This window comes from Chitinophaga deserti, from assembly GCF_003149455.1.
Classification (GTDB): domain Bacteria; phylum Bacteroidota; class Bacteroidia; order Chitinophagales; family Chitinophagaceae; genus Chitinophaga; species Chitinophaga deserti.
On record NZ_QFFK01000011.1, the window covers coordinates 1 to 22,032 of the forward strand.

Annotated in this window: 21 protein-coding genes and 2 tRNA genes; 4 read left to right on the top strand and 19 right to left on the bottom strand. The window is 50.8% G+C overall.

Annotated features, from left to right (window positions below; all coding sequences use genetic code 11):
* Nucleotides 1-587: 587 nt before the first annotated feature.
* The 4 genes from ispE to DEV76_RS22030 form a co-directional block, all read right to left on the bottom strand.
* A complete protein-coding gene (ispE, locus tag DEV76_RS22015) occupies nucleotides 588-1,394 on the bottom strand; it encodes a 4-(cytidine 5'-diphospho)-2-C-methyl-D-erythritol kinase (RefSeq protein ID WP_109700114.1) in 807 nt (268 codons plus the stop codon).
* Between the two features lie 6 nt (nucleotides 1,395-1,400).
* Nucleotides 1,401-2,003: a bifunctional nuclease family protein gene (locus DEV76_RS22020; protein ID WP_109700115.1), complete on the bottom strand. Its 603-nt coding sequence runs from the start codon at nucleotides 2,001-2,003 to the stop codon at nucleotides 1,401-1,403.
* 161 nt (nucleotides 2,004-2,164) lie between these two features.
* Nucleotides 2,165-3,136 (bottom strand): electron transfer flavoprotein subunit alpha/FixB family protein, encoded by a 972-nt coding sequence (locus DEV76_RS22025; RefSeq protein WP_109700116.1) that lies wholly within the window; start codon nucleotides 3,134-3,136, stop codon nucleotides 2,165-2,167.
* 51 nt (nucleotides 3,137-3,187) lie between these two features.
* Complete coding sequence (locus DEV76_RS22030) at nucleotides 3,188-3,928, bottom strand: electron transfer flavoprotein subunit beta/FixA family protein (protein ID WP_109700263.1); 741 nt, start codon at nucleotides 3,926-3,928, stop codon at nucleotides 3,188-3,190.
* A gap of 114 nt (nucleotides 3,929-4,042) precedes the next feature.
* Here DEV76_RS22030 and DEV76_RS22035 point away from each other — a divergent pair, with 114 nt between their 5' ends.
* A complete protein-coding gene (locus tag DEV76_RS22035) occupies nucleotides 4,043-4,348 on the top strand; it encodes a tetratricopeptide repeat protein (RefSeq protein ID WP_109700117.1) in 306 nt (101 codons plus the stop codon).
* Complete coding sequence (gene tilS / locus DEV76_RS22040) at nucleotides 4,335-5,702, top strand: tRNA lysidine(34) synthetase TilS (protein ID WP_109700118.1); 1,368 nt, start codon at nucleotides 4,335-4,337, stop codon at nucleotides 5,700-5,702. Before DEV76_RS22035 ends, tilS begins: the two co-directional genes overlap by 14 nt.
* Here tilS and DEV76_RS22045 read toward each other — a convergent pair whose 3' ends face one another.
* Nucleotides 5,703-6,305, bottom strand: a complete 603-nt coding sequence (locus DEV76_RS22045; protein ID WP_109700119.1) for a rhomboid family intramembrane serine protease — start codon at nucleotides 6,303-6,305, stop codon at nucleotides 5,703-5,705.
* A gap of 31 nt (nucleotides 6,306-6,336) precedes the next feature.
* Nucleotides 6,337-6,810, bottom strand: a complete 474-nt coding sequence (locus tag DEV76_RS22050; RefSeq protein ID WP_109700264.1) for a 23S rRNA (pseudouridine(1915)-N(3))-methyltransferase RlmH — start codon at nucleotides 6,808-6,810, stop codon at nucleotides 6,337-6,339.
* A gap of 127 nt (nucleotides 6,811-6,937) precedes the next feature.
* Here DEV76_RS22050 and DEV76_RS22055 point away from each other — a divergent pair.
* Nucleotides 6,938-7,011: transfer RNA gene (locus DEV76_RS22055), tRNA-Arg, on the top strand.
* Between the two features lie 85 nt (nucleotides 7,012-7,096).
* Here the strand turns inward: DEV76_RS22055 and DEV76_RS22060 are convergent.
* The 8 genes from DEV76_RS22060 to DEV76_RS22095 all read right to left on the bottom strand — a co-directional run bounded on the left by DEV76_RS22060 (nucleotide 7,097) and on the right by DEV76_RS22095 (nucleotide 17,929).
* A complete protein-coding gene (locus DEV76_RS22060) occupies nucleotides 7,097-7,306 on the bottom strand; it encodes a hypothetical protein (protein WP_109700120.1) in 210 nt (69 codons plus the stop codon).
* A gap of 109 nt (nucleotides 7,307-7,415) precedes the next feature.
* Entirely contained in the window at nucleotides 7,416-7,886 is a 471-nt protein-coding gene (locus DEV76_RS22065; RefSeq protein ID WP_109700121.1) for a DUF5018-related domain-containing protein, read from the bottom strand.
* Nucleotides 7,887-7,911: 25 nt separating this feature from the next.
* A complete protein-coding gene (locus tag DEV76_RS22070) occupies nucleotides 7,912-9,777 on the bottom strand; it encodes a RagB/SusD family nutrient uptake outer membrane protein (protein ID WP_109700122.1) in 1,866 nt (621 codons plus the stop codon).
* Between the two features lie 27 nt (nucleotides 9,778-9,804).
* A complete protein-coding gene (locus DEV76_RS22075) occupies nucleotides 9,805-13,095 on the bottom strand; it encodes a TonB-dependent receptor (RefSeq protein WP_157963039.1) in 3,291 nt (1,096 codons plus the stop codon).
* A 185-nt stretch (nucleotides 13,096-13,280) separates the two neighbouring features.
* A complete protein-coding gene (locus DEV76_RS22080; protein WP_109700124.1) occupies nucleotides 13,281-14,339 on the bottom strand; it encodes a FecR family protein in 1,059 nt (352 codons plus the stop codon).
* Nucleotides 14,340-14,411: 72 nt separating this feature from the next.
* Nucleotides 14,412-14,984, bottom strand: coding sequence for an RNA polymerase sigma factor (locus DEV76_RS22085; RefSeq protein ID WP_109700125.1), 573 nt, complete (start codon nucleotides 14,982-14,984; stop codon nucleotides 14,412-14,414).
* Nucleotides 14,985-15,345: 361 nt separating this feature from the next.
* Nucleotides 15,346-15,987, bottom strand: a complete 642-nt coding sequence (locus DEV76_RS22090; protein ID WP_109700126.1) for a response regulator transcription factor — start codon at nucleotides 15,985-15,987, stop codon at nucleotides 15,346-15,348.
* Nucleotides 15,968-17,929 (bottom strand): ATP-binding protein, encoded by a 1,962-nt coding sequence (locus tag DEV76_RS22095; protein ID WP_109700127.1) that lies wholly within the window; start codon nucleotides 17,927-17,929, stop codon nucleotides 15,968-15,970. The genes DEV76_RS22090 and DEV76_RS22095 overlap by 20 nt, the downstream gene beginning before the upstream one ends.
* Before the next feature lie 365 nt (nucleotides 17,930-18,294).
* On the opposite strand from DEV76_RS22095, the gene DEV76_RS22100 reads away from it, so the two are divergent.
* Nucleotides 18,295-18,368 (top strand) — tRNA-Arg (locus tag DEV76_RS22100).
* A 171-nt stretch (nucleotides 18,369-18,539) separates the two neighbouring features.
* Here DEV76_RS22100 and DEV76_RS22105 read toward each other — a convergent pair.
* The 5 genes from DEV76_RS22105 to DEV76_RS22130 all read right to left on the bottom strand — a co-directional run bounded on the left by DEV76_RS22105 (nucleotide 18,540) and on the right by DEV76_RS22130 (nucleotide 21,979).
* Nucleotides 18,540-18,782, bottom strand: coding sequence for a hypothetical protein (locus DEV76_RS22105; RefSeq protein ID WP_109700128.1), 243 nt, complete (start codon nucleotides 18,780-18,782; stop codon nucleotides 18,540-18,542).
* Nucleotides 18,783-19,242: 460 nt separating this feature from the next.
* Nucleotides 19,243-19,839, bottom strand: coding sequence for a hypothetical protein (locus DEV76_RS22115; RefSeq protein WP_109700130.1), 597 nt, complete (start codon nucleotides 19,837-19,839; stop codon nucleotides 19,243-19,245).
* A gap of 9 nt (nucleotides 19,840-19,848) precedes the next feature.
* A complete protein-coding gene (locus DEV76_RS22120; RefSeq protein WP_109700131.1) occupies nucleotides 19,849-20,679 on the bottom strand; it encodes a hypothetical protein in 831 nt (276 codons plus the stop codon).
* A gap of 81 nt (nucleotides 20,680-20,760) precedes the next feature.
* Nucleotides 20,761-21,474, bottom strand: a complete 714-nt coding sequence (locus DEV76_RS22125) for a DUF2589 domain-containing protein (RefSeq protein WP_198652172.1) — start codon at nucleotides 21,472-21,474, stop codon at nucleotides 20,761-20,763.
* A 43-nt stretch (nucleotides 21,475-21,517) separates the two neighbouring features.
* Nucleotides 21,518-21,979, bottom strand: a complete 462-nt coding sequence (locus DEV76_RS22130; RefSeq protein WP_109700132.1) for a DUF2589 domain-containing protein — start codon at nucleotides 21,977-21,979, stop codon at nucleotides 21,518-21,520.
* Between the last annotated feature and the right edge of the window lie 53 nt (nucleotides 21,980-22,032).

Consider the following 22,032-nt stretch of genomic DNA (forward strand, 5'->3'; position numbering starts at 1 on the left):
TATCGCTATGCGCTCTGAATCTGAATATTGGCTTTTTCTGCCCTGCGTCTTCTTCATAAAGGAAATTTAATTTAAACGTTATTAAATCCCTAAACTGTAAAGCCAATTTTGAAATAAGACAGGAATCGAAGTTTAAAGTTGCCCGAACAGCCATTTCCATGCTATCGCTTCAGCAGGATTTGACATAAAGGGCGTTAAGCCATATCATGACCAGGGCAGGTATACAAAAGCACCACTACTTCAGGGTTACTCCGTAGTTACTTCACGTTTACTTCAGGGTTACTCCACAGTTACTTCAGGGATACTGTACAGGTAATGTACCTTTTCGGCATTTGCAAGTTTTTAGAAAAACGAAAACCAGCCACAGTAGCTGGTTGCGACAGAAAACTTCGAAATTATACACGGAAAATGGTACACTCCCGACAAAAAACCGGCAAAAAGTGGGACACGGGAACACTTAGAAAAGTACTAAACACCTCTCAAACAACAAATTATGCAATAAATGATGGTGGAAAAAGAGAGTAGAATAAAATGGTAATATAGTATCATAGTGAAGTAGACAGCCGTAGGATTCCTGTAAAATGAATTTACCCCCTGAACACCGCGTACCCTTCCTGCCATTTAAGATCCGGTACTTGCCCCGCCTCAAAGATCCCGAATACCGCGGAACCACTCCCGCTCATACTGGCATAAACTGCCCCTGCATCATACAGCCTGTCGCGTATCGCAGCAATCTCCGAATGTTTCGTAAAGACGGGCGTCTCAAAATCATTCTTCAATCTCCCTTTCCAGCTTTTTACATCCTTCCAGTTGATCTCACTCAACGGTACTTCCGGACTACCGGGCTGCAGCTGGCTAAACGCCCATCCCGTGTTCACATGAATCCCGGGATGCACGAGCAATATCTCATAGCCGGATAAATCTACCGTAAAAGGCTCCAGTATCTCCCCGCGGCCTTTGGCCAGGCTCACGCGGTTCTGAATGAAAAAGGGGCAATCACTCCCCAGCTGCGCCGCATATGCTTCCAGCCGGGCATCGGTAAGCCCCAGGTTGTATTTTGTATTGAGCAGTTTCAGGGCAAACGCACCGTCGGAGGAACCTCCGCCCAGTCCGGCCCCGGTAGGGATCACTTTATGTAAATGCAGCTGTACTGCCGGCAATTCCGGGAAGTCCTGTTTCAGCAACAGGTAAGCCCGCATGCATAAATTATCGGCAGCATCGCCGGGGATGCTGATACCAGACTGGCTAAACGCAGTTTCCTTTGAAGTTATTACCTCCAGCGCATCGCGAACGGGCAGTGGGTAGAATACGGTTTCCAGGTCATGAAAACCATCGTCCCGCTTACGCAGGATGTGCAGGCCCAGGTTAATTTTGCAGTTGGGAAAAACGATCACGTCCGGTTATTTGCTTTTACGGCTGTTGATCTCATCGCGGATGGCAATGGCACGGATATAGTCTTCCTGCTCCAGCACCTCCTGCAGGAGCGTGTTCAGCTCATCGATGTTGAGGGCTTTCAGGTCGTCTTCCACACCTTTCTCATGTTCTGAAATGGAGGGAGTGCCTGCCGCCTTGGTGGTTTTCTTACCAGCGGGATCGTCCAGCAGGATGCCGGCACTGTTGAGGATGTTCTCGTATGTGTAGATGGGGCATCCGAACCGTACGGCAAGTGCCAGGGCATCGGATGTACGCGAATCTATTTCTATGGTATCGTCGTTATTGGAGCAAACCAGTTTGGAATAGAAGATACCTTCCTGCAGGTTGCTGATCACCACTTCATGCAGCTCTATACTGAAGGCATTCATGAAGTTCTTCATAAGATCGTGGGTTAACGGCCTACTCGGTTGCATCTTCTCCAGCGCTACCGCAATGGCTTGTGCTTCAAACCCGCCAATTACGATGGGAAGCCTTCTCAATCCATTGACTTCTCCAAGTACAACGGCATAAGAATGGGTTTGTGTAATACTGTGCGACAGTGCGACTATTTCCAATTCTATTTTTCTCATACGGTCATTATGCGTAAGCGCTCACAATTAAACGTGTATAAGACGTGAAGTTAGAAAAATATTCGATATAGAAAAAGGATTGACTGCCGTAGTATGCGAAGGAAGCCGGTTTTATTTTCCGGGCATCGCCTCGCACACAGGCGGCAGTCAACAGATTATCATTAATTTCCTTTATACTTCTTTACAGCTTCGGTCAGCTTAGGCACTACATCAAATGCATCGCCTACTATGCCATAGTCTGCCGCCTTAAAGAATGGCGCTTCAGGGTCTTTATTGATCACTACGATGGTCTTGCTGCCATTAACCCCTGCCAGGTGCTGTATGGCCCCGGAAATGCCGATGGCGATGTAGAGATTGGGGCGCACGGTGAAGCCTGTTTGTCCTACGTGCTCATGGTGCGGCCTCCAGCCGGAGTCTGCAACGGGACGGCTGCACGCAGTGGCAGCGCCCAGCGTATGTGCGAGATCTTCCACGATACCCCAATGCTCGGGGCCTTTGAGGCCACGCCCGCCACTTACCACGATCTCTGCTTCCGTTAAAGGCACCTCGCCGCTAACGGTCTCCACTTTCAGGGATTTAATACGGAAATCGGCGTCTGTCAGTCCGGCTGCGAAAGCCTCTACAGCAGCGCTCCCTTCTCCGGGAGCGAGCGAGAAGGAGTTGGGCATTACGGATACGATCTTCTTATCGGTGCCGATGCTTACGTTGGCGAAAGCCTTACCGGAAAACACGTTCTTCTTCACTACAAATCCTGCGGCGGTATCCGGCAGTCCGATAGCGCCTGCCACGAATCCGGCTTTCAGTTTGGCGGAAAGCTGCGGGGCAATGGAGCGCCCGGCGAAGTTGTGGGAGAATACGATTACGGAAGCGTTCTCTTTCGCTACTGCTTCGGCAATAAGCTTTGTGGCAGCGCCTGCTTCCGGCTCATTGAGCCTTGCATCGGCCACATGGAGTACTTTGGATGCGCCGTATTGCCCCAGGGCGGAAAGCTCTGCAGCGTCTATCTCACCAACGGCTATGGCGATGGCGGGCACGCCCAGCTGCTGTGCTACTTTGGAGCCGTATTGTACAGCTTCGAGTGCTGACTTCTTAACTTTTCCCTGGAACTGATCGGCAAATATGATGACTGACATTTTCTTCTTTTTTAATGAATTTGAAATGATGGAATAGGGGAGCGGTGTGGTTTAGAATACCTTGGCTTCTTCATGCAGCAGGCGGGCAAGTTCTTCCACCTGGTCGGCCGCAATCATTTTCACGCCTGCTTTGGCAGGGGGCAGCTCAAAGGAAACCACGCTGGTAAGGTGCTCTGCCGCTACGGGCTCCACCACTTTCAGGGGCTTTGTACGTGCCGCCATGATGCCGCGCATATTGGGGATGCGGGCTTCAGCCATGCCTTTCTGGGCACTCAGTGCCAGGGGCAGGCTCACTTCCACCGTTTCCTCACCACCTTCGATCTCACGCACCAGCGTGGCGGTAGTGCCGTTTACGTCCAGCTTGCTGGCGATAGACACGAAGGGAAGCCCCAGCAGCTCCGCTACCATGCCGCCTACAGACGAGCCGTTATAATCAATCGTTTCCTTACCGGTAAAAATCAGGTCGTATTGCTCCTGTTTCGCCACCGCAGCTATCTGGGAGGCAATGTAAAAACTATCGTGGCTGTCGGCATTCACCCGGAACGCTTCGTCACCGCCCAGTGCAAGCGCCTTGCGGATAACGGCCTCCGTATCGGCACCGCCTACAGTAATCAGGTGAACCGTTGCGCCCTGCGTTTCCTTCAGTTCCAACGCTCTTACCAGTGCATACCACTCATCGTACGGGTTGATGATGAACTGCACTCCCGCCTCACTGAATTTCGTGTTGTTGTCCGTGAAAGCTATTTTTGCAGTTGTGTCTGGCGTTTTACTGATACATACTAAGATCTTCATATCCGTTTTTTCTGGTTTTGGTGAAAAATGCAGTATGTACAAATATATGGGATTTAGGGTTTCAGCCATCAGCCACGGCATCAGCTTTAACATATTGAAAAGATATCCGTCAGCATGGACAGAATAGAACAAATAAAAGCATTTCTCCAGAGTTCCCCGGGCGACAGCTTCCTCAGGCACGCACTGGGACTGGAATACGTGAAGCGCGACAATGATCAGGCAGCCCGGGAAGCCTTCGAACAGCTGCTCGCCGCCGACCCCAATTATGTTGGCTCTTATTACCACCTCGGGAAAACACTGGAGCGCCTAGGCGAACGCGACGCCGCGGCCGCCACATACGAGAAAGGAATGGAAATAGCCCGCCAGCAGCGGGATATGCACGCTTATAATGAACTGCAGGCCGCTCATGAAGACATTTAACCCTTTCGACCCCGAAAGCTTCCGCACCGCCCTGCGCGCTTATATCCATGAGGAACAACTCCTGCCTCCCGGCGCATCGGTACTGGTGGCAGTCAGCGGCGGGCTCGACTCCGTTGCCCTCGCACATATGCTCATTACTTCCGGCATCCCGGTGGAGATTGCCCATTGCAACTTCAGGCTGAGGGGAGAAGAATCGGAACGCGACGAGGCTTTCATCCGTAAACTGGCAGCACAACACAACGTCCCTTTCCATATCACCCATTTCGACACCAACGCGTATGCGAAGGAGATGAAGCTGTCCATCCAGGAAGCAGCCCGCCAACTGCGCTACGCCTGGCTCGAAGCTACAAGGCTCGAAAAAGGGCTGACCGCACTCGCTACCGCGCATCATATGCAGGACAGCGTTGAAACCCTCTGGATGAACCTTTCCAAAGGCACGGGCATAGCCGGACTGCATGGCATCCTGCCCAGGCAGGGCGCACTCATCCGCCCGCTGCTGTTTGCTACCCGGGAAGATATTGCAGCATATGCCGCCGCGGAGCAGCTCCCTTTTGTGGAAGACAGCTCCAACACCTCCGATAAATACACCCGCAATTACCTCCGCCATCACGTATTGCCTTCCCTGCGGGAAACGTATCCCGATGTGGTGCGGCAAACCGGCGCATCCATAGAAAGGTTCCGCGAAGTGGAAATGATCTACAACGAAGCGCTGGAGGGCTACCGCCAGAAATTACTGGTACAGAAAGGAGCCGAGTACTTCATCCCCGTTGTGCGTTTCAGTCAGGTGCAGCCACTGGCCACTATTGCTTATGAGCTGCTGAAACCTTTCGGCTGCAACACACATCAGGCGGCACAGGTGACCGACCTGCTGCAGGCAGGGCCGGGCAAGTTTGTAAACACCGCCACACACCGGATTGTGAGAGACAGGAAATGGCTCATCATCACCCCGCTGGAAAAGGAATCATCCGCACACTTTCTCATTGAAGAAGGCCAGCGCACGCTGGATATACCGGGTTATGCTATTACCATCCGTGAAGTAAAGCACGAAGGCGGCGCCATACCAGCAGATGCAAATGTGGCATACATCAATGCGGCGGAAGTAACGTATCCGCTGATGGTGCGTAAATGGAAGGTGGGTGACTACTGTTATCCGCTTGGCCTCAATAAAAAGAAGAAGCTCAGCCGCCTTTTCATTGACCAGAAGCTATCGCTGCCGGCAAAGGAAAAGATGTGGGTACTGGAATCGGGCAAAAGAATTGCCTGGGTAATGGGCATGCGCCTCGATCACCGTTTCCGGGTTACGGAGCATACGGATAAAATGCTGGTCATTAAAATGGAAGAAACGCCCTCCTGATTATGGGTTCAGGAGGCGGTTGAGGAAGAATGGCAGCACCTGCGGATTGATAACGATGGGAAAGATCAGACCCAGTAATGCACCATAGAAGTGGGCAGTATGATCGATCCCGTCTCCACCGCGGCGAGACATGTATACTGAATATATCAGGAACAGTACGGCGTACAGGATGAACCAGATGGGGATGATAAATACGTAAATGGTTTGCCAGGGCGCAAACAGCACACAGGAGAAAACCACGGCAGAAACTGCACCGGATGCCCCGATGGAAGACCAATGGGAATTGTTCTTATGCTTAAAGAAGTTGAACATATCCGGCAGCACCAGCCCCAGTACATACATCAGCGGATAATACCACTTGCTGCCCAGCATTACGGTAAAAAACTGCTCCACCGCATCGCCCATAAAGAACAATGTGATCATGTTGAAGAACAGGTGAATGAAATCCCTGTGTACAAGTCCGGAAGTGAGGAAGCGGTAATATTCGTTGCTGCGGTGCATCTGGTAAGGCCAGAAACTCAACTTATCGATATCGCCCGGGCGGTTAAAAGCCGTGATGGAAACTAAGCAGGTAATGATAACTATTATAAGCGTGATACTCATGGTTTGCGCGGTAATTAAGCTGTAAATATAATCATTGATGGTGATACTTCTCGTTGTTCAGGACGGTGTAAGCCCTGTAGAGTTGTTCCGTCACGATAAGACGGACGATCTGGTGGGGGAAGGTAAGGGCGGAAAGAGACATTTGTAAATTGGCGCGTTGCAGCACGGCACTATCTATCCCGAAAGCCCCGCCTATCAATACGATCAGCTGACGGGTGCCGGCATTATCGCGCTGGCGGATGAAGTCGGCCATCTGCAATGTGGTCATTGTTTTACCGCGCTCATCGAGCGCCAGCAAATAATCCTGCGGCTGTAAAAGATCGAGAATGATTTTGCCTTCCTGCTTTTTTAATTCCGGGATGGAAAGACTGGCAGCTTGTTTTACCGTAGGGATAAGGCGGATATCGAAATCCGTATAGTGTTGTAATCTTTTCCGGAAAACCTTTATTCCTTCCTCAATCCATGCATCATTTTCTTTTCCAATACTCCAAAGCTGTATTTTCACGGGTTTCAGCATTTTGTTACTGCCGTCAAATGTAAATGTAAAATCCTATTGCTGAAAAAAAGAGGAGAAAGATTTGCAGAAATGAAAAAACTCCCTACATTTGCATCCCGTTCAACACGAATGGCATGGCTCCGTAGCTCAATTGAATAGAGCATCTGACTACGGATCAGAAGGTTTCTGGTTTGAATCCAGACGGGGTCACGAAAGAGGAAAATTGTTGTAAAACAGTTTTCCTCTTTTTTTATTTGTACGCTATAAAACGAACACCGGTACCGGTAAGCGGTGGTTAATGATGCGTTTGCGGATGCAGCAATTTGAACAGTTCCTTTTTCATCTCCTCTTCTGATATCCCGTTCATTGCCTGGGATTCCACTTCATACCATTTCTTCTTATTGCCTAATACACCAATAACATAGGTGTGACCCGCCTGCACTGGCTCGCCGGTTTCGGGGTGTTTTTTAGAGAGTGTTACCACTACATCTTTATATTTTGACATTTCAGTAAGTTAACTAAAATAGTTGGTAGTGCCTGAAAGAAAGAATCGCTCCGGCTATGGGAGCGATTCTGCGGCATGGGAACCGTAATATATCAATCAGTGAACAGTATCAGAATTTCAGGTTCAGCGTCCAGTTTTTCTGCTGCCCGTTTGCTGCCGTTACCGTATACGTCAGTGATTTGGAAGCATTCGCCGGATCACCGGGAGCAGGCGTACCATTCGTACCTTTCATAGTAGCAGCCGTGGATATATCGAAATACACCCAAAGCTTATTAATACTCACTTTCGCACGCTCTGCATCCGTAAAGGAACCATTGGCAGCTGGTACAGCCAGCGTAATACTGATCGTATTCGTTGCCGCATCCACCGTTTTGGAAGCTACCGTCAGCCGCTGGTAAGCCACAACGGGCTTGCCGTTGTAGATCTGACCACTTTCGTAACGGTGCTCCACGTACACGTTGTCGATTTCGCTTTTATCCCACAGCGGATAATCCGGCAGGTCTTTCTTCAGGCAGGAAGTAAACATAAAGAGTAGCATCACAAGGCATCCTGCAGGCCATTTAAATCGGTTATTATACATACAATATCATTTTTCGTTATCAAGATTACCAGTTAGCATTCTGCGGTCCGAACTTCGGGTTCTGATCGATGTAACTCTGTGCGATAGGGAACAGGTAACGCCGCGTGTGATCGAAGTTGCGGATGTGGTTGGAGCTGTAGAACTGTCCTGTTACTATAGAAAAAGCAGTCCTGTCTTTACTGATGTCCATTACCCGGGGCACTTCCGTAAGCTCAGGAATAGTACCGCCGGCAACGATGCCGTGGTTGGCGTTGCCACCATAACGGCCCCAGCGCAGGAGGCTCCAGTAATAATCGTTCTCCAGCACCAGGTCTACCCGGCGCTCACGCTTGTAGTCCGTCCAGGCCGCCAGCGGGGTAGTTACCACTGCTGCAGGAAGTTTTCCATGTGCTTCGCGGGTTTTATTCAATGCTGCCACAGCATTGGCCACATCGCCTTTCAGCAGGTAGGCTTCCGCCAGGTTGAGGTACACACGGCCGAGGCGCGTCACCACATAATGATAATCGGTAGGGATACCTACATAGGGGCGGGGCGATACATTGGTGTACATCCCTTTGCGCCAGTACATATTGGACAGACTCACATAATACGCCATGCCGTTGATCTTCATCCAGCGGGTGGTATTACCCTTGATGCAGGTAGTGAAGGTTTCGCCATAGTGCTTGTCTGTAGAATCACTGATGATGGATGCCTTCCAGCGGGCGTCTCTGCCGATGTTGGTGAGCGTCCATACCGTTTCCGTGCTGCCGGGTTTGATCATACCGGTCTGCACCGCGGTTTCGCCACCCGCCACAGGGATCTTATCCGTAGGGATGCTCACGCCTTCGTTCATGGCCATCTTGAACTGGGAGGTTTCATCCCATGGCAATGCCTTTGCAGGATCGGCCTGATCTACCACGAGGTAATCGTCTGCAATATTCTGAGTAGGCCCGTGCTGCACCCATGCTTCAAAAGTGGTATTGGAATTGAATGCAGGGCTGCCGCCATACTGGCTGATACGGTCGTTATTCACGTTGGGCGTATACAGCTGCATGGGCGTACCATCTACCGTAGTGTTGATGGATTTGCGGTAGATGCCGAAGATGATTTCGGGGGAGGTAGCCTTCACTTCATTGAACATCCCGCCATAATCACTTTCCATTGCATAACCTCCCTGCGTGATCACAAACTGTGCGTTAGCGATCGCTTTATCCAGCAGGGGATCGTTAGCAGCCACGGCCGGAGCAGCGGGATAGTTCTTATAGGCGAGCGCCTGCAGGCAAACTTCAGAAAGCAAAGCCGCAGCGGCATATTTATTTGCCCTGCCTGCTACTTTGGTAGTGGGCAATCCTGCAATGGCGTCTTCCAGATCTTTGATGATATAAGCGTACGTTTCTGTAGGATTGGCCGTGCTGGGCAGGCGCAGGTCATCTTCCGGCGTCAGCAAACGGTCGATCCAAACGATCCTGCCGATGCTTCTGGCCACGGAAAAGTAAGACATGGCGCGGAGGAACTTGCCTTCTGCGATAAGCGCCGTTTTATCGTTCGCAGAAATCTCTGCAGACTCGGCCACTTTTGTGATGATCTGATTACACCGGCGAATGGCAGCCCAGTTGTTGAAGCCCATATCGGTGTTCCGGTCCGTCAGCTCATTGAACACGGCGGAAGCACCGCCGTAGATTCCATCGAAGCCCAGTGTGTTGGTGGTTCTGGGATCAGTGGCAGGACCTCCGGCAAAATTGTTCATGATGCTGTAGGTGGAGAAAATGAACGTTTCCGCATTGGCCTTCGACCGCCAGATAACATCTTCACCGATCTTGTCATATGGCTTGGTATCGAAGTCAGTTTTGCAACCCGGCGCAGCCGCCAGGAGCGATAATATAGTGATGGCTGTAAGTGTGTTTTTCTTCATGTTGCTATTTTTAACTTGCCGTTACGATCAGAACCCTACATTTACGCCGAGGGCAAACGTACGCTGGATGGGATATCCGTAGTTATTGGTTTCTGATTCGGGATCAATGAAATACTTCTTGCTGCCGGAACCTGTGAGCAGGTTGGTACCGGAAGCAAACAGCCTGAACTGGCGTACCGCGGTATGCTTCAGCAAACGTGCTTTAAGGTCATAGCCCACCTGCAGGTATTTAAGGCGCACAAAGCGGGATTCCAGTACCCAGAAGTCGCTGTCAGTATAGTTGTTATTACCATTCACACCTGCGGCGGAAACCTGGCGGGGATAACGCGCATCTGTGTTATCGGGCCTCCAGTAATCGGTCTGGAAACCATATACCAGGATGCCCTGTGTAGAGGAGCCCATGATCACATCACCGAGGTAACGGTCGCGTTTTCCGGAACCCATTACCACTGCACTGAACGTAATGCCTTTGTAACCCAGATCAACGGTTACGCCGTAGTTGATGCGCGGGAAGGTATTGCTGCCCAGCGGACGGAAGTCGGAACCATCAATCTTACCGTCTCCATTGGTATCCTCATAAGCGAGATCACCACCCACAACGCCGATAGATGAAATCCTGCGGGGCCCCATGAGCAGATCGCTGTTGTTCTGGTAAAACCCTCTGTTGGTATACCCCTGACGGAGGTATGAGCTTTGTCCGGATGCACGGGTGTATGGGTTCTTCATAGCCGTGGTATCTTCAATGGCACGTTCCCACAGTTCGTTGAACTTAGTGAAGTTTACGCCAATCTTATAGGTGAAGTCTTTCCCGATCCGGTCGCTCCAGGTCAGGTTAAACTCTGCACCTTCGCGGCGCATGGCGCCATCTTTAAAGTTAACGGGGGGCAGACCAATACCCAGTGTGGAGGAATACCGCGTGTCTCCCGTAACATAACCCGTTGTACGCATGTAGAAGTAATCCACCGTACCGGTGAGCCTGCTGTCAAGAGTAGCGAAGTCCAGACCGATGTTGCGGCTTTTAATGCTGTACCAGGAGAAGTTGGTGCTGGGGAGCGATCCCGGTTCGGAGCTGCCCTGTACGGGTTGCCCGTTCACCACCCAGGCGTTGGCGTTTACATTATAGCCGGGTACGTACTGGAAGGCGCCGATGCCGTCGAGGGTACCGGTATAACCATAGGAGCCGCGCAGCTTGAGGTAATCGAGGTATTTACGGTTGCGGATGCCCTGCAGGAAGTTCTCTTCGAGCAGCGACCAGCCTGCGTCAACCGCATAAAATGTACCCCATTGCTTTTCTTTCGGCAGCAGGTCGTTACCATCGTACCGCAGTGTACCATTTGCGTAGTATTTGCTGCCGTACGACCAGCCCAGTTTACCGATCCATCCCGCACGGGCATTTTCTGATTCGGAACCGCTGGCCAGCTGGTCTACCGTAGGACCGGCAACATACTGATCGAACATAAGCTGGTAGCGCTGGCGGGTAGCGGAAAGTGATCCGCTCTTATCTTTCGCCTGTTCATAACCGGCCGTTGCATCAAAGTTGTGGCCTTTAAAGGTTTTGTTATAAGTCACAAACGCCTGGAGCAGGATGGTGCTGCCATCTCCGCGGCCCGATGTAAGGGAGGGAGGATTGGCCATCAGCGGCGTGGTGCTTCCGTTGGTATATGAAGGCGCCGTGGCGTTCCAGGATTTGCTCATGGAGTTCCACATGTTAAAGTTGCCGTTCACTTTAAAGTGAAGATCCTTCAGGAAAAGCGCTTCCCAGTCCAGCCCAATGATGCTGTTAAAAACACGGGAAGTGTTACGTCCGTAACCTGAAAGGGGAGAAAGCTCCACGGCAGGATTGTCTGTGGTATTGATGGATGGAAGGCCAAACTCGTTATAGGCAAGCTGGTTAGGCTTCTTGTTCTGTATATGGGAGTAGATAGCAGAGTAGCTCCCTGCGGTAGAGGAATTGGGGATACTGTTCTTCTCCACAAACCCGTCTATCCCCGTATTCACTTTCAGCTGGATCTGGTCGAACTCACTGATGGTGTTGAGGCGGTAAGTAATCCGGTCGTTGTAGTTATTGTCCGTCCGCAGGTTGGTACCCTGGTGATAGTAGGAGCCGGATGCATAGTAGGTGAGCAGTTTAGTGCCGGAAGAAAGGGAGAGGTCGTGCCGCTGTTCATTGGCGAAATCCTTCAGGGCAAGCGCCTGCCAGTCCGTATTAGGATAAATGAAAGGCTTCGACTGATCCTTGTAAAACTGCAGGGTGGTATCGTGGGTGGGAGGAGTTTTCCCTTCCGCGATGTATACATCGTTGATGGCTTTCAGGTTTTCATAAGATCCCAGCTTTTTCTGGAAAAGGGTAGGCTGGGAGAAGATGGTGTTATAGGCATAGTTGATATTCACCTGTCCTGATTTGCCTTTTTTGGTGGTGATGAGGATTACCCCGTTACCACCACGCGCACCGTATACCGCTGTAGCCGCTGCATCTTTCAATACCGAATAGGTTTCGATATCGTTGGGGTTGATGTTCTCAAAATCGTTCTGGGAACGCAGCATGTTATCGATCACATAGAGCGGGGTGCCACCGCCACGGATGGAGATGGAGCTTTTAGCACCGGGGGCACCACTGCTGCGTGTTACGATCACACCATGTACGCGGCCGGCAATGGCATCGTTGATGGACTGTACAGGCAGGGAAGCCACGTTATCCATGGAGAGTGTGCTCACGGCACTGTTCAGCTTCCGGCGGGTGGTGTTGCCATAGCCTATCACTACCACGTCAGAAAGGCGGTCTACCGACGATTGCATCACTACCTCAATACTGGTGCGGCCATTTACGGCCACTACCTGCGTCAGGTAACCGATGTAACTGAAGGTCAGCTGCCCGTTTTCATCAACAGGAATCACGAATTCACCTTTTTCATTGGTGGTGGTACCTACGCCCTTACCGGCAGCTACCGTAACACCCGGGAGGGGAACACCTGTACTGTCCGTCACTTTCCCTTTTACGGAAATGAGGGCCAGCTGTGCACCCGAAGCCCGGATCACGATGAGCTTATTGTCCATCCGCTCAAAGTCAAGCCCTGTGTTACTGAGCATTACTTTAAGCAGTTCTTCCAGCGGTATATCCTTGGCCGACACGGATATCCGCAGGTCGTCAGAGATCACCTGGTTGCTGAAAGCGAACCGGTACTCGGTTTTTTTCTCTAGTTCTTTAAGCGCTACCGCGAGTTTCTTCTCTTTGAAATCCACATTCAGCCGCTCCTGCGAGTAAGTTTTCGCTGAAAGCTGAAGGGCGGTAAGCAACATCAGTATACCGCTGATTTTCATTGTACGTAAAATTTTTGTCCACCAGAATGGTAGAGGCGGACTGGTAAACACAGGCATTTTTTTCATACCTTCGATCTTGGTTTATTTGATAAAATACGGGCATAGCTTCCCCCTCAGGAAAACGCGCCCTGTTTTTGGAACCATGGAGGAATGGCCGGAATCCATTTCTCCATTTTTATTTTTAGTTACCTGGAAATAATTATTGTGTTACCCGCTATCTGATAATTGAAATAATAGGAGTGCTGCAATATTTTCAGTATTTCTCCAATGTTCTCATGTGTAAATGTTGCTGTAAACGTGTAATTTTCTACTGCCTTGTCTTTTATATCAATCTTTACATTATACCATCTTTCCAGTTTTCTGCGGATATCCCCGAAGCTTTCATTTACGATCTCGAGCCTGCCCATGGCCCATACGGTTTCTATGACCGCACTGTCTTTAGCGCTGTATGATAATGGCTGCAAACTGATGCGCTCAGCAGTATCGCCGTGCTGCAGATGAACGGAACCTGCTTTGGAGATGATCATTTTCTGATTAGGCGCCAGTGGCAGCCGGTGCTTTTTACCCGGCAGTGCAATTTCCACTTTACCGCGCAGCAGCGAGGTTTCGCTATAGGCTTCTTCGGGATAAGCTTTTACATTGAACAGGGTGCCTAATACGTTTACATCATATCCTTTGCTGTGTACGATGAAAGGGCGGGAGGGGTCGGCAGGCACATCGAAGAGTGCTTCTCCGCTGAGGTGTACCTCGCGGTTGGTCACAGCAAACCCTTCACATAGCTGCAGTCTTGAACCCGCACCAAGGTAAATACGGGTACTGTCGGGCAATACAAAGAACTTCCGTTCGCCCAGTCGGGTAATGTACAGGGCTGCACTGTCTGCAGATACGGCATAGCCACCGGCCAGGGAATTACTGTTACCGGAATTTTGATCCCCTGCCATATGACGGAAGAACCAGGCGAGGGCTGCCACGGTAATCAGCACTGCGGCATAGGGGAGCAGCCTGCGGTACAGGGGCGTTTTCTTTTCGCGGAACAGGGATTCAAAACCATCACCATCCTTTACTTCGTTACGCAGCATCACATGCAGGCCTAATACGATCTCTGCGGCTTCCTGCATGCGGGGAACCATTTCCGGACGGGTAAGCATCATCTCTTCCCAGAAATGAACATCGTCCGCGTTGCGGCCTAAGCAATAATTAATAAATGAATCGTTGATGACGAGCTCTTCTGTAGTATACTCCATGTTAATAACGCGGCCTTTCCCATATAGACGGATGGCCTTACCGGATTTACCGGTTTTCCCGGAAATATTTTTTTACAGCAGGGGGAGGATGGAAAGAATCGTGGAGAACTTAATGCCGGCAGCGCCCTCACTCAGCTCTTTACGGAGGAATTTAATACCCTCGTGCAACTGGTTGTATACCGTTCTTTTTTCGAGTCCGGTGCGGAGTGCTATTTCATCGGTAGATAAGCTTTCGTAGAATTTGAGGTAAATAATCTGGCGGGACCGGTTGGGTAATTTATCGAAAGCCCGGCGGATCTTCGAGATCAGTTCGGTGTTGGACTGTACCGCTTCGAGGGTATCCTGCACAGAGGGTACGGTCACTGTTTCTTCTACGGAGGCCGTGTCGCATACTTCGGTAACACGTTGCCGGCTCCGGTAGTGGTCTACCAGTTTGCGGCGGAAGGCCGTAGATAAATAAGTTTTAGGATGCTGAATGCTGCGGGGGTCAATGTTCTTTTCCAGCAGGTCAAGGAAAAACTGGGAAATGATGTCGCCCAGCTCTTCTTTTCCAAAGCCAAGCCGTAACCCCATATGGATAAAATGAGGCCTGTAGGCGCTATAACATTCCTGTACCCAGGTGGATGTGTTCACTGATGTCTCCATGTACCGTGGCTCGTTTCTACTTACATCAAATCAGACCGATAAAGATTGCCGGTCAAACTACAATGAACATACATATTTTCAAAATTAAGTGTACAGGAAAATCGGTTGCACGAGAAGATTATATGCACTTCCGTTAAATTCCGCTCAGTTTGTGAGCAGGAGAGGGGTACCAGCAGCTTTACTCCATATCAAATGCAGGGATAACTGTCATATACCGAATGTATATATTTAGGCACCTTTTGCAGTACAGTATTGGGTTTGAGTACTATTTATATACATTAACCCTTCTTTATACCTTCTTTAAACCTTTAGTAAAGCATGAATATGCCTGCCGTATAGCCCGGTTAAACCAATCTACGGACTACAACAGTTTCCGCTGTACGGCCGCCATAATCAGTTCTGCGGCATTTTTAACCTCTAATTTCTGCATCATATTGCGGCGGTGGGTTTCTACCGTCAGGGGGCTTAAATGCAGCTCTTTGGCGATTCCAGTGGTGGTTTTGCCTTCTGTTACCAGCTGGAGGATCTGTTTTTCCCTGCGGGTGAGGGCGGCAGGCGCTTTTAGTTCTGCGCGCCCCGGGCGGGCAAGGATTTCCCGTACTTCCCGGCTGAAAGCCACCCCGCCACTGAGTGCTTCTTCCAGGCAACGCCTGAACTCCGCGGCAGAGGCATTCTTCAGGAGGTAACCGCTGGCGCCGTTCTGCAGTATCTGCAGGATCATACTCCGCTCTGCCTGGTTGCTAACGGCCAGCACAATGGTTTCCGGAGCCGCCAGCTTAATATCCTTACACAAGTCCAGCCCGTTCACATCCGGGAGCATAATATCCAGCAGCACAATGTCGGCAGTATGATGCTCCAGCCAGTCCATAAACTCACCACCGGTGGTAAAGGCGTGCATGCTGGAAATACCGGGCACGCCCTGCAGCAGGGTGCGCAGCCCTTCTATGACCACAGGATGGTCATCTACGATGGCGATGGAATATTCAGCTGTCTGTTTCAACATGTAATTCTATATTGATGGCTGTGCCTTCGTTAATAACGGATGTAATGTCCAGTTTGCCTTTCAGGTAATGCACACGGTTGCGGATATTGGCAAGTCCGGTCCCACCGGATTTTTCTTTTTCGGATAATACAAACCCCTTCCCGTCGTCTTCAATGGTAATGAAAAACAGGGGGCCGTCCTGGCTGCATTGCAACAACACCTCGCGGGCTTCGGCATGCCGGATGGCATTGGCCAGTGCTTCCTGCACGATGCGGTAAACGGTCACCTGTGTTTGCACAGGCATTCCGGGTGCCATACCGATAGACTGGTACCGGATATGGGTGGCAGGGGTGGACATGGACTCGCAAAGGTCTCCCAGTGCAGTGTCCAGCCCAAATTTCAGCAGGTTCTCCGGCATCATGTTCCGGGCTATCCTTCGCAGTTCGTTCACCGAATGATCGAGCTGCCCGATTACTGAAAGGAGCGGGTTATCTTCCCCGCCGGCAGCCATACCGGATAACCGGATCTTCATGCCCGCCAGCATACCGCCCAGCCCGTCGTGCAGATCTCTCGCCACACGCCTGCGCTCGCGCTCTTCACCTTCCAGCATAGCCTGCGAAGTAGCCAGCATCTGGCTTTGCTCCATTTCCTTCAGCTTCTGCCGCGCCACCTTCCGGCTGTTGCGGTACTGGAATACGATCAGTACGGCAGATGCCAGTACGATAAAGCTCACGGCAGCAAGGAGCCAGAACGACAGCCGCGCGTTATGACCAGCCAGCTGTGCCTGCCGGTTCTCTGCTTCCAGCCGGGCAATCTGCTCCTGGTTCTCTGCATTCCGGTACCGTACTTCAAGGGCGCTGATCTCATTCTTCAGCCGGCTGGCGTGAAAACTGTCGCTAACGTTACTGTACTGCTTCTGCCATTCATATGCACTTCGGGTGTTGCCCAAGGCAAGGGAAGTATTGGCCATGCCTTCATATACCAGCAGCCGGTTGGTAACAATGCCCATCATTTCCGGCTGGCGCATGAGGTATTCCAGCAGGTGAAGGGCTTCCTTGTAGGAGCCCAGGCGATGAAGTGCATAATATTGTTGTAACTGCAGCCGCTGCTTCTCGTAAACGATGTGCAGCCTGTCGGCCACGGCAACGCCTTTTTCGAGGCTGGCGAGGGCCGACTTATAATCTTTCGCTTCGTTGAAGTAAAGTCCTTCTGCGGCATAGAAATCCACCCAGTGGTCCGACTCCGGGTAGGGGGCCAGCAAGGCGCGGGCGCTGTCCAGCATGGCGGGAACTTCATTATTCCGGTCCCATTCGCTGAGGTTTTCCGCCAGTGCTATGTAGGTGACGATCTGCTGCTCCGGCGGGGCATTTCCTTCGCGAAGTACCCTTATGGCGGTACGCATGTAACCATCCGCCACGTCGTACTGCCCGTGATTGTAAAAAACGTATCCTATACCGAGGAAGTGCTTGCCGATGAGGGTACTGTCGCCCGAGCGGCGGGCGAGGGGGATGGCTTTGTTGAGGATGATGTCTGCAAACTTCCCGGGATCATCCTGGCGGAGTAGCTGGGCGCCATAGCGGTGGAGGGCCTTGGAGCGAATGGCGAAGGCGAGACTGTCATCGAAAGGCTGGAGCAGTGAATCGGCAAGGCGGTACTGCTGAATGGCTCCCATGCCATTATTACGGGCCATTACTACGCCGGAATAGTAGGGGTTAAGGGCTTTCAGCAAAGGTATTTTCCCCGACCAGCGCTGGGCCTGATCGAGGTAATGGGCAGCCTGAACGGTATCGCGGGTAGCAAGGGTTTCCGACAACTGGAAGGCCAGTACCGCACGGGCACTGTCTGTAGTGGCGGAGGCAATAGCGGTACGCAGGCTGTCCTGATAAAGCCTGCTGTTCAGATGTTGTGCTTCGACAGATGTGCCGCCTGCAAGCATCAGGAAGCAGGCGGTGAGTGATCTCATCAAACGGGTAAATTCCACACTACGAATCTACGGTATGGAACCAAATCACCCAATACCGGTTTACCGGTAGATGAAATCACCTGTTTTACCCGATTGTCTTCCCAATGGGATGTAGCTATTTTTGAAGTCCATTCAAAAAAGAAGGTTGACAGGCGTGTAAGCCCGCCTAATTAACATCCGCAATCTCATCTGAACCGACAGTTTTGTCTTATCAGGCAAACGCTTTATGTCAGCGGAACACCCGCCTGGAAGTATCTCCGGGCGGATTTCCTGTTTCCATCCTAAAAATAAATGCACGCGATTGTAAAAAAGATTTGCGCAATTGTAAAAAATCCCTACCTTTGCATCCCATCAAACAAACAAATGGCTCCGTAGCTCAACTGAATAGAGCATTTGACTACGAATCAAAAGGTTTCTGGTTTGAATCCAGACGGAGTCACAGAAAAGGTTTTCAGCATCGCTGGAAACCTTTTTTCATTTAGTCCGGGGCGCACGGTAAATGTTGCCGTCGAGAACCTGATCCATTTTGAGAAGGTGTATAAAACGCAGCGCCCGCAGGGTATTTATTCCCGCGGGCGCTGACTTTATATAGATGATGTATGATGCCTGTCTAATTATAAACCGGGCGCTGATGTACGATCTCGCTACCCAGCATATAGAGGAACTGTGAATCGAAATCCTCTTCATGGTTCAAGGCTCTCAGGCCGCAATGACGGTCACGTGTGAATGTGATCTCGGTGCCGTCTACCACTACACTAATCTTGCAATAAGGGCCGGTTTGCATGATTTCCACTGGTAGTTCGAAAGTTCGGCCGTCGTATTGCACGCGTATGTGATATTGCTCGCTTTTCATAGAAAAATGGTTTGAATTTTTAAATGTCAGGCATCCCTCATCCCAGGAACATCCAATATAAACGCATCAACAAAGATGCCAGCAGCTCACGCAAAACAGGGAGCGCTAAATACAACAATACAAGTGTAACAATCCACGAAACAGTGGAAGAAGATAAAATCCAGCGGGCCGGTGAGGCATGTGCCTTAGGAGGATGTGCGTAAATCATGGCTGTCGGGTTTACTGGTAAAGTAATCGGCTAATGATTCACTGGAGCATATACAGTTGCAGTTCAGGTCTATCCAAATATAACCCGATTTCCCGTCAATTCCATGTAAAAAATAAGCGCCCCTCAAAATCAGGACGCTATCTGATAGCTTTTATACGTATGTATAAATTCCGCATGTTTGGTTTTGTGGAAGGTTTTCCACGTCTCCACAGTTGTACCGTGTAATGTTGCGGACAATACCCTTACTGCTGATTACCGTAATACCGCCACACCCTTCACCATCGGGGGCACTACCTCTTCCAGTAACAGGAATATGTCCGGCATACTCACCATAGTTAACAGCCGTTTTTGCCCGAGGGCAATGTTAGGATCAGCGCCCAGTAGTTTCCAGAGCTGCAGGTATTCGGTTTCAGTATTTACAGCCTGTAACAGCTTATCGTTTAAAATCCCTTCCTGGTACCCGGCAACAATAATCTGCCCGATCATGGCAGCAGCTTCTTCCAGTTTAGCGCGGGAGGTGGTATAATCTTCCCGCAATACGGTTTCCAGGCCGCGAAGGATCTTCAGCATGGCGGAGGCTTTCATTTCTCCCCTGCGTACGGTCACCTTTTCTCCCGAGCAGGGATCGATGCCTTTCTCCGCCGCACTCCATTCTGCACGCAGCAGCTGTAACTGGCTTTCACGGTCGGGAAGGCCCTTATCTTTATAATCGGCATTTACCTTATCCAGCAGCGAGCGCAGGGCGGAATCGGTATCAAAGTCTTTACGGCTGTATTTTTCAGTCACGGTATTGAGTGCGCCTAGCAGAACGGCCAGGTCTTGCCGGATCTGATGATGGAACCTTTGCATGAGGGCAGTTTATTCGAATTCTACAATTTGCTGATCGGCACCCGTTTCTTCGTTGCGCACTGTTCTAACGAACAAGCCTTCTTCCTGGATCTTCGCTTTAATGGTAAACACGGTGGCATCACTGCTTCCATTTTTTACAACATTCGTTTCGGGGTCTACCAGCAGGTTCTCCATTTTACTCTGGGTCACCATCGTATACTCTTTAATACGCGCCACTACTTCGGCCACCATCTGGGTAAACAATTCGTTGCCGGGATATTGTTCTTTATAAAAAGCCACGAGGGCGTATTGTTCAAGTTTAAGGTTGAAGATCTCGGCCAGACAAACCTGGGCAATGTTCTCCGGTTTTGAAGGCTCACTGTTCTCTTTCAGGAGACGGTAAAACTTATCGAGGGGATCTTCAGCAGGTACCGCCGCAGCCAAAGCCTTCCGGCTGGTTTTGCTTTTACGCACCAGTGAAGTTTCGTAGTTGGTGGGCTGGCGGAAGATGGGAATATCAAAGATATCGTCTTTCACATTAACCGGGCTCTGATCCAGCTTCGACTTGCGGATGATAAGCGTCTGGATAGCAGAATTAACGCGGTTATTGATATACTTCTTAAAGTCTTCCGCCGGCATGGTAAAAGACATGGCGTTGGAGAACTTGGCGGAAGAAATGAGTACGGGGATGGTGAGCTCCATTTCCGGGATCTTAAACCGGGGAACGGAGAAATGTTTCAGCACTTCGTCTTTGGAATATGCGATAGCCATATCTTTCGCCACACGGTCTGCATGATCGCGGGCGCGGGTGATCTCGGAGAAGATGAAGCCGACGTAGTCTGCCAGAGTGATGTTTGACATGTTGCGGTAGGTTGAAAGCAATGGGAGTGGAAAAAAGCGGCGCCCGTAAGCCGCTTTCCGGAAACGGGCGCCGGTATGATATTATGCGGAAAGCATACCGAGGATTCTTTCCAGGCCGGCGGGCATTTCGTCCTGCACGGCTTTTACATTTACGTTGATCGCGAATTCTTTCTTCACTTCCACACCGGTAACTGATTTACGCTGGTAGGAGGCGGAAACTTTGAAGTTTACCGGTCCCCAACCCACTTTCAGTTCGGCATTCACACCAATATCTTCACTCACTTTGGAAGATTCCACGGAGTTCAGTTTGGCGTTGAAATCGATCACCACGTGTTCGATGCGGAGGCTCGGAACGGGGAGCATGGCGATGAGGGGTACTTTTACGTACACTTTCTTTTTCACTTCTTCACCGGCATCGTTCACATCGCTTCTTTCGTGGGTGAAGTCTACCATGATGAGTTCTTTCTCATCGCTGCCTTCTGCCTTGCTGAAGCCTACTTCGTTGATGAAGTTTACGGTAGCGAGGGCGCTGGCAACCTGTGCATCTACTGCTGCCTGGAGGGGGCCGCCGATCATCTTCTTAAAGTCGATGTTGTTCAGCTGGGAAACCAGGTCGGTGTTGATACCTTTTGCCATGGGGGCTCTTCCGGAGGATACTGCCCGGCCGAGTTTACGGGCGGAATCTGCAGCTACATCTGCTGCTTCGGCTACTGCGGGTACTGAGGGGGTAACAGCGCTTGCGGGCGCTACGCGGGGCCGTGGGGTTGTGCGGCTCTTCGGATTAATCTTTGCCATTTTTTGACATTTAATTATTGAATAAATAGAGGGTACGGAGGGGTTAAACTGGCGTTACGCCCAGTTCTGCAAGGAGGGATGCGGGCAGCTCGTCCTGCACGGCAGTTACCTGCATATTCATTTCAAAATGCTTCCTTGTTTCACCGCTGCGCTGATAGGCAGGCATGGCTTTTACACGGCCGTTATGCTTTTCGATCTGCACCATTTTTACATTGAAGGAAAGCTTTGCTTCCGCGATGCGCATGGATTGTACCGGCACCAGCGAGATAAGCGGAACACTGATCTGACGGGTTTCTCCGTTGCGCTGGTGACTGAAATCCGCCATAGCCATTTCCCGCCTGCCGGGCTCGGGTTCATAGAAGCTGATCTTCTTTACCAGTTCTGCAGATGCCAGTGCCGAAGAGGCCTGCGCTTCCATCATGGCGCTGAGGGGTGCTGAAATCATTTGCTGCAATGCCAGTTGCGAAACGGGCAGCGCTTGCGCGGGTTCGTTTACCGGGGTCATAACGGTGTGTTTACAGGGAGCCTGTCTTGCAGGCCGGGGTTACTTTCTAAATA

What these genes read in the sequence shown, in the direction of transcription:
- DEV76_RS22020 (WP_109700115.1), bottom strand. Translation starts at nt 2,003, where the DNA reads ATGAGAAAAATAGAATTGGAAATAGTCGCACTGTCGCACAGTATTACA.
- DEV76_RS22025 (WP_109700116.1), bottom strand. Translation starts at nt 3,136, where the DNA reads ATGTCAGTCATCATATTTGCCGATCAGTTCCAGGGAAAAGTTAAGAAG.
- DEV76_RS22030 (WP_109700263.1), bottom strand. Translation starts at nt 3,928, where the DNA reads ATGAAGATCTTAGTATGTATCAGTAAAACGCCAGACACAACTGCAAAA.
- DEV76_RS22035 (WP_109700117.1), top strand. Translation starts at nt 4,043, where the DNA reads ATGGACAGAATAGAACAAATAAAAGCATTTCTCCAGAGTTCCCCGGGC.
- tilS (WP_109700118.1), top strand. Translation starts at nt 4,335, where the DNA reads ATGAAGACATTTAACCCTTTCGACCCCGAAAGCTTCCGCACCGCCCTG.
- DEV76_RS22045 (WP_109700119.1), bottom strand. Translation starts at nt 6,305, where the DNA reads ATGAGTATCACGCTTATAATAGTTATCATTACCTGCTTAGTTTCCATC.
- DEV76_RS22060 (WP_109700120.1), bottom strand. Translation starts at nt 7,306, where the DNA reads ATGTCAAAATATAAAGATGTAGTGGTAACACTCTCTAAAAAACACCCC.
- DEV76_RS22065 (WP_109700121.1), bottom strand. Translation starts at nt 7,886, where the DNA reads ATGTATAATAACCGATTTAAATGGCCTGCAGGATGCCTTGTGATGCTA.
- DEV76_RS22070 (WP_109700122.1), bottom strand. Translation starts at nt 9,777, where the DNA reads ATGAAGAAAAACACACTTACAGCCATCACTATATTATCGCTCCTGGCG.
- DEV76_RS22075 (WP_157963039.1), bottom strand. Translation starts at nt 13,095, where the DNA reads ATGAAAATCAGCGGTATACTGATGTTGCTTACCGCCCTTCAGCTTTCA.
- DEV76_RS22080 (WP_109700124.1), bottom strand. Translation starts at nt 14,339, where the DNA reads ATGGAGTATACTACAGAAGAGCTCGTCATCAACGATTCATTTATTAAT.
- DEV76_RS22085 (WP_109700125.1), bottom strand. Translation starts at nt 14,984, where the DNA reads ATGGAGACATCAGTGAACACATCCACCTGGGTACAGGAATGTTATAGC.
- DEV76_RS22090 (WP_109700126.1), bottom strand. Translation starts at nt 15,987, where the DNA reads ATGTTGAAACAGACAGCTGAATATTCCATCGCCATCGTAGATGACCAT.
- DEV76_RS22095 (WP_109700127.1), bottom strand. Translation starts at nt 17,929, where the DNA reads ATGAGATCACTCACCGCCTGCTTCCTGATGCTTGCAGGCGGCACATCT.
- DEV76_RS22105 (WP_109700128.1), bottom strand. Translation starts at nt 18,782, where the DNA reads ATGAAAAGCGAGCAATATCACATACGCGTGCAATACGACGGCCGAACT.
- DEV76_RS22115 (WP_109700130.1), bottom strand. Translation starts at nt 19,839, where the DNA reads ATGCAAAGGTTCCATCATCAGATCCGGCAAGACCTGGCCGTTCTGCTA.
- DEV76_RS22120 (WP_109700131.1), bottom strand. Translation starts at nt 20,679, where the DNA reads ATGTCAAACATCACTCTGGCAGACTACGTCGGCTTCATCTTCTCCGAG.
- DEV76_RS22125 (WP_198652172.1), bottom strand. Translation starts at nt 21,474, where the DNA reads ATGGCAAAGATTAATCCGAAGAGCCGCACAACCCCACGGCCCCGCGTA.
- DEV76_RS22130 (WP_109700132.1), bottom strand. Translation starts at nt 21,979, where the DNA reads ATGACCCCGGTAAACGAACCCGCGCAAGCGCTGCCCGTTTCGCAACTG.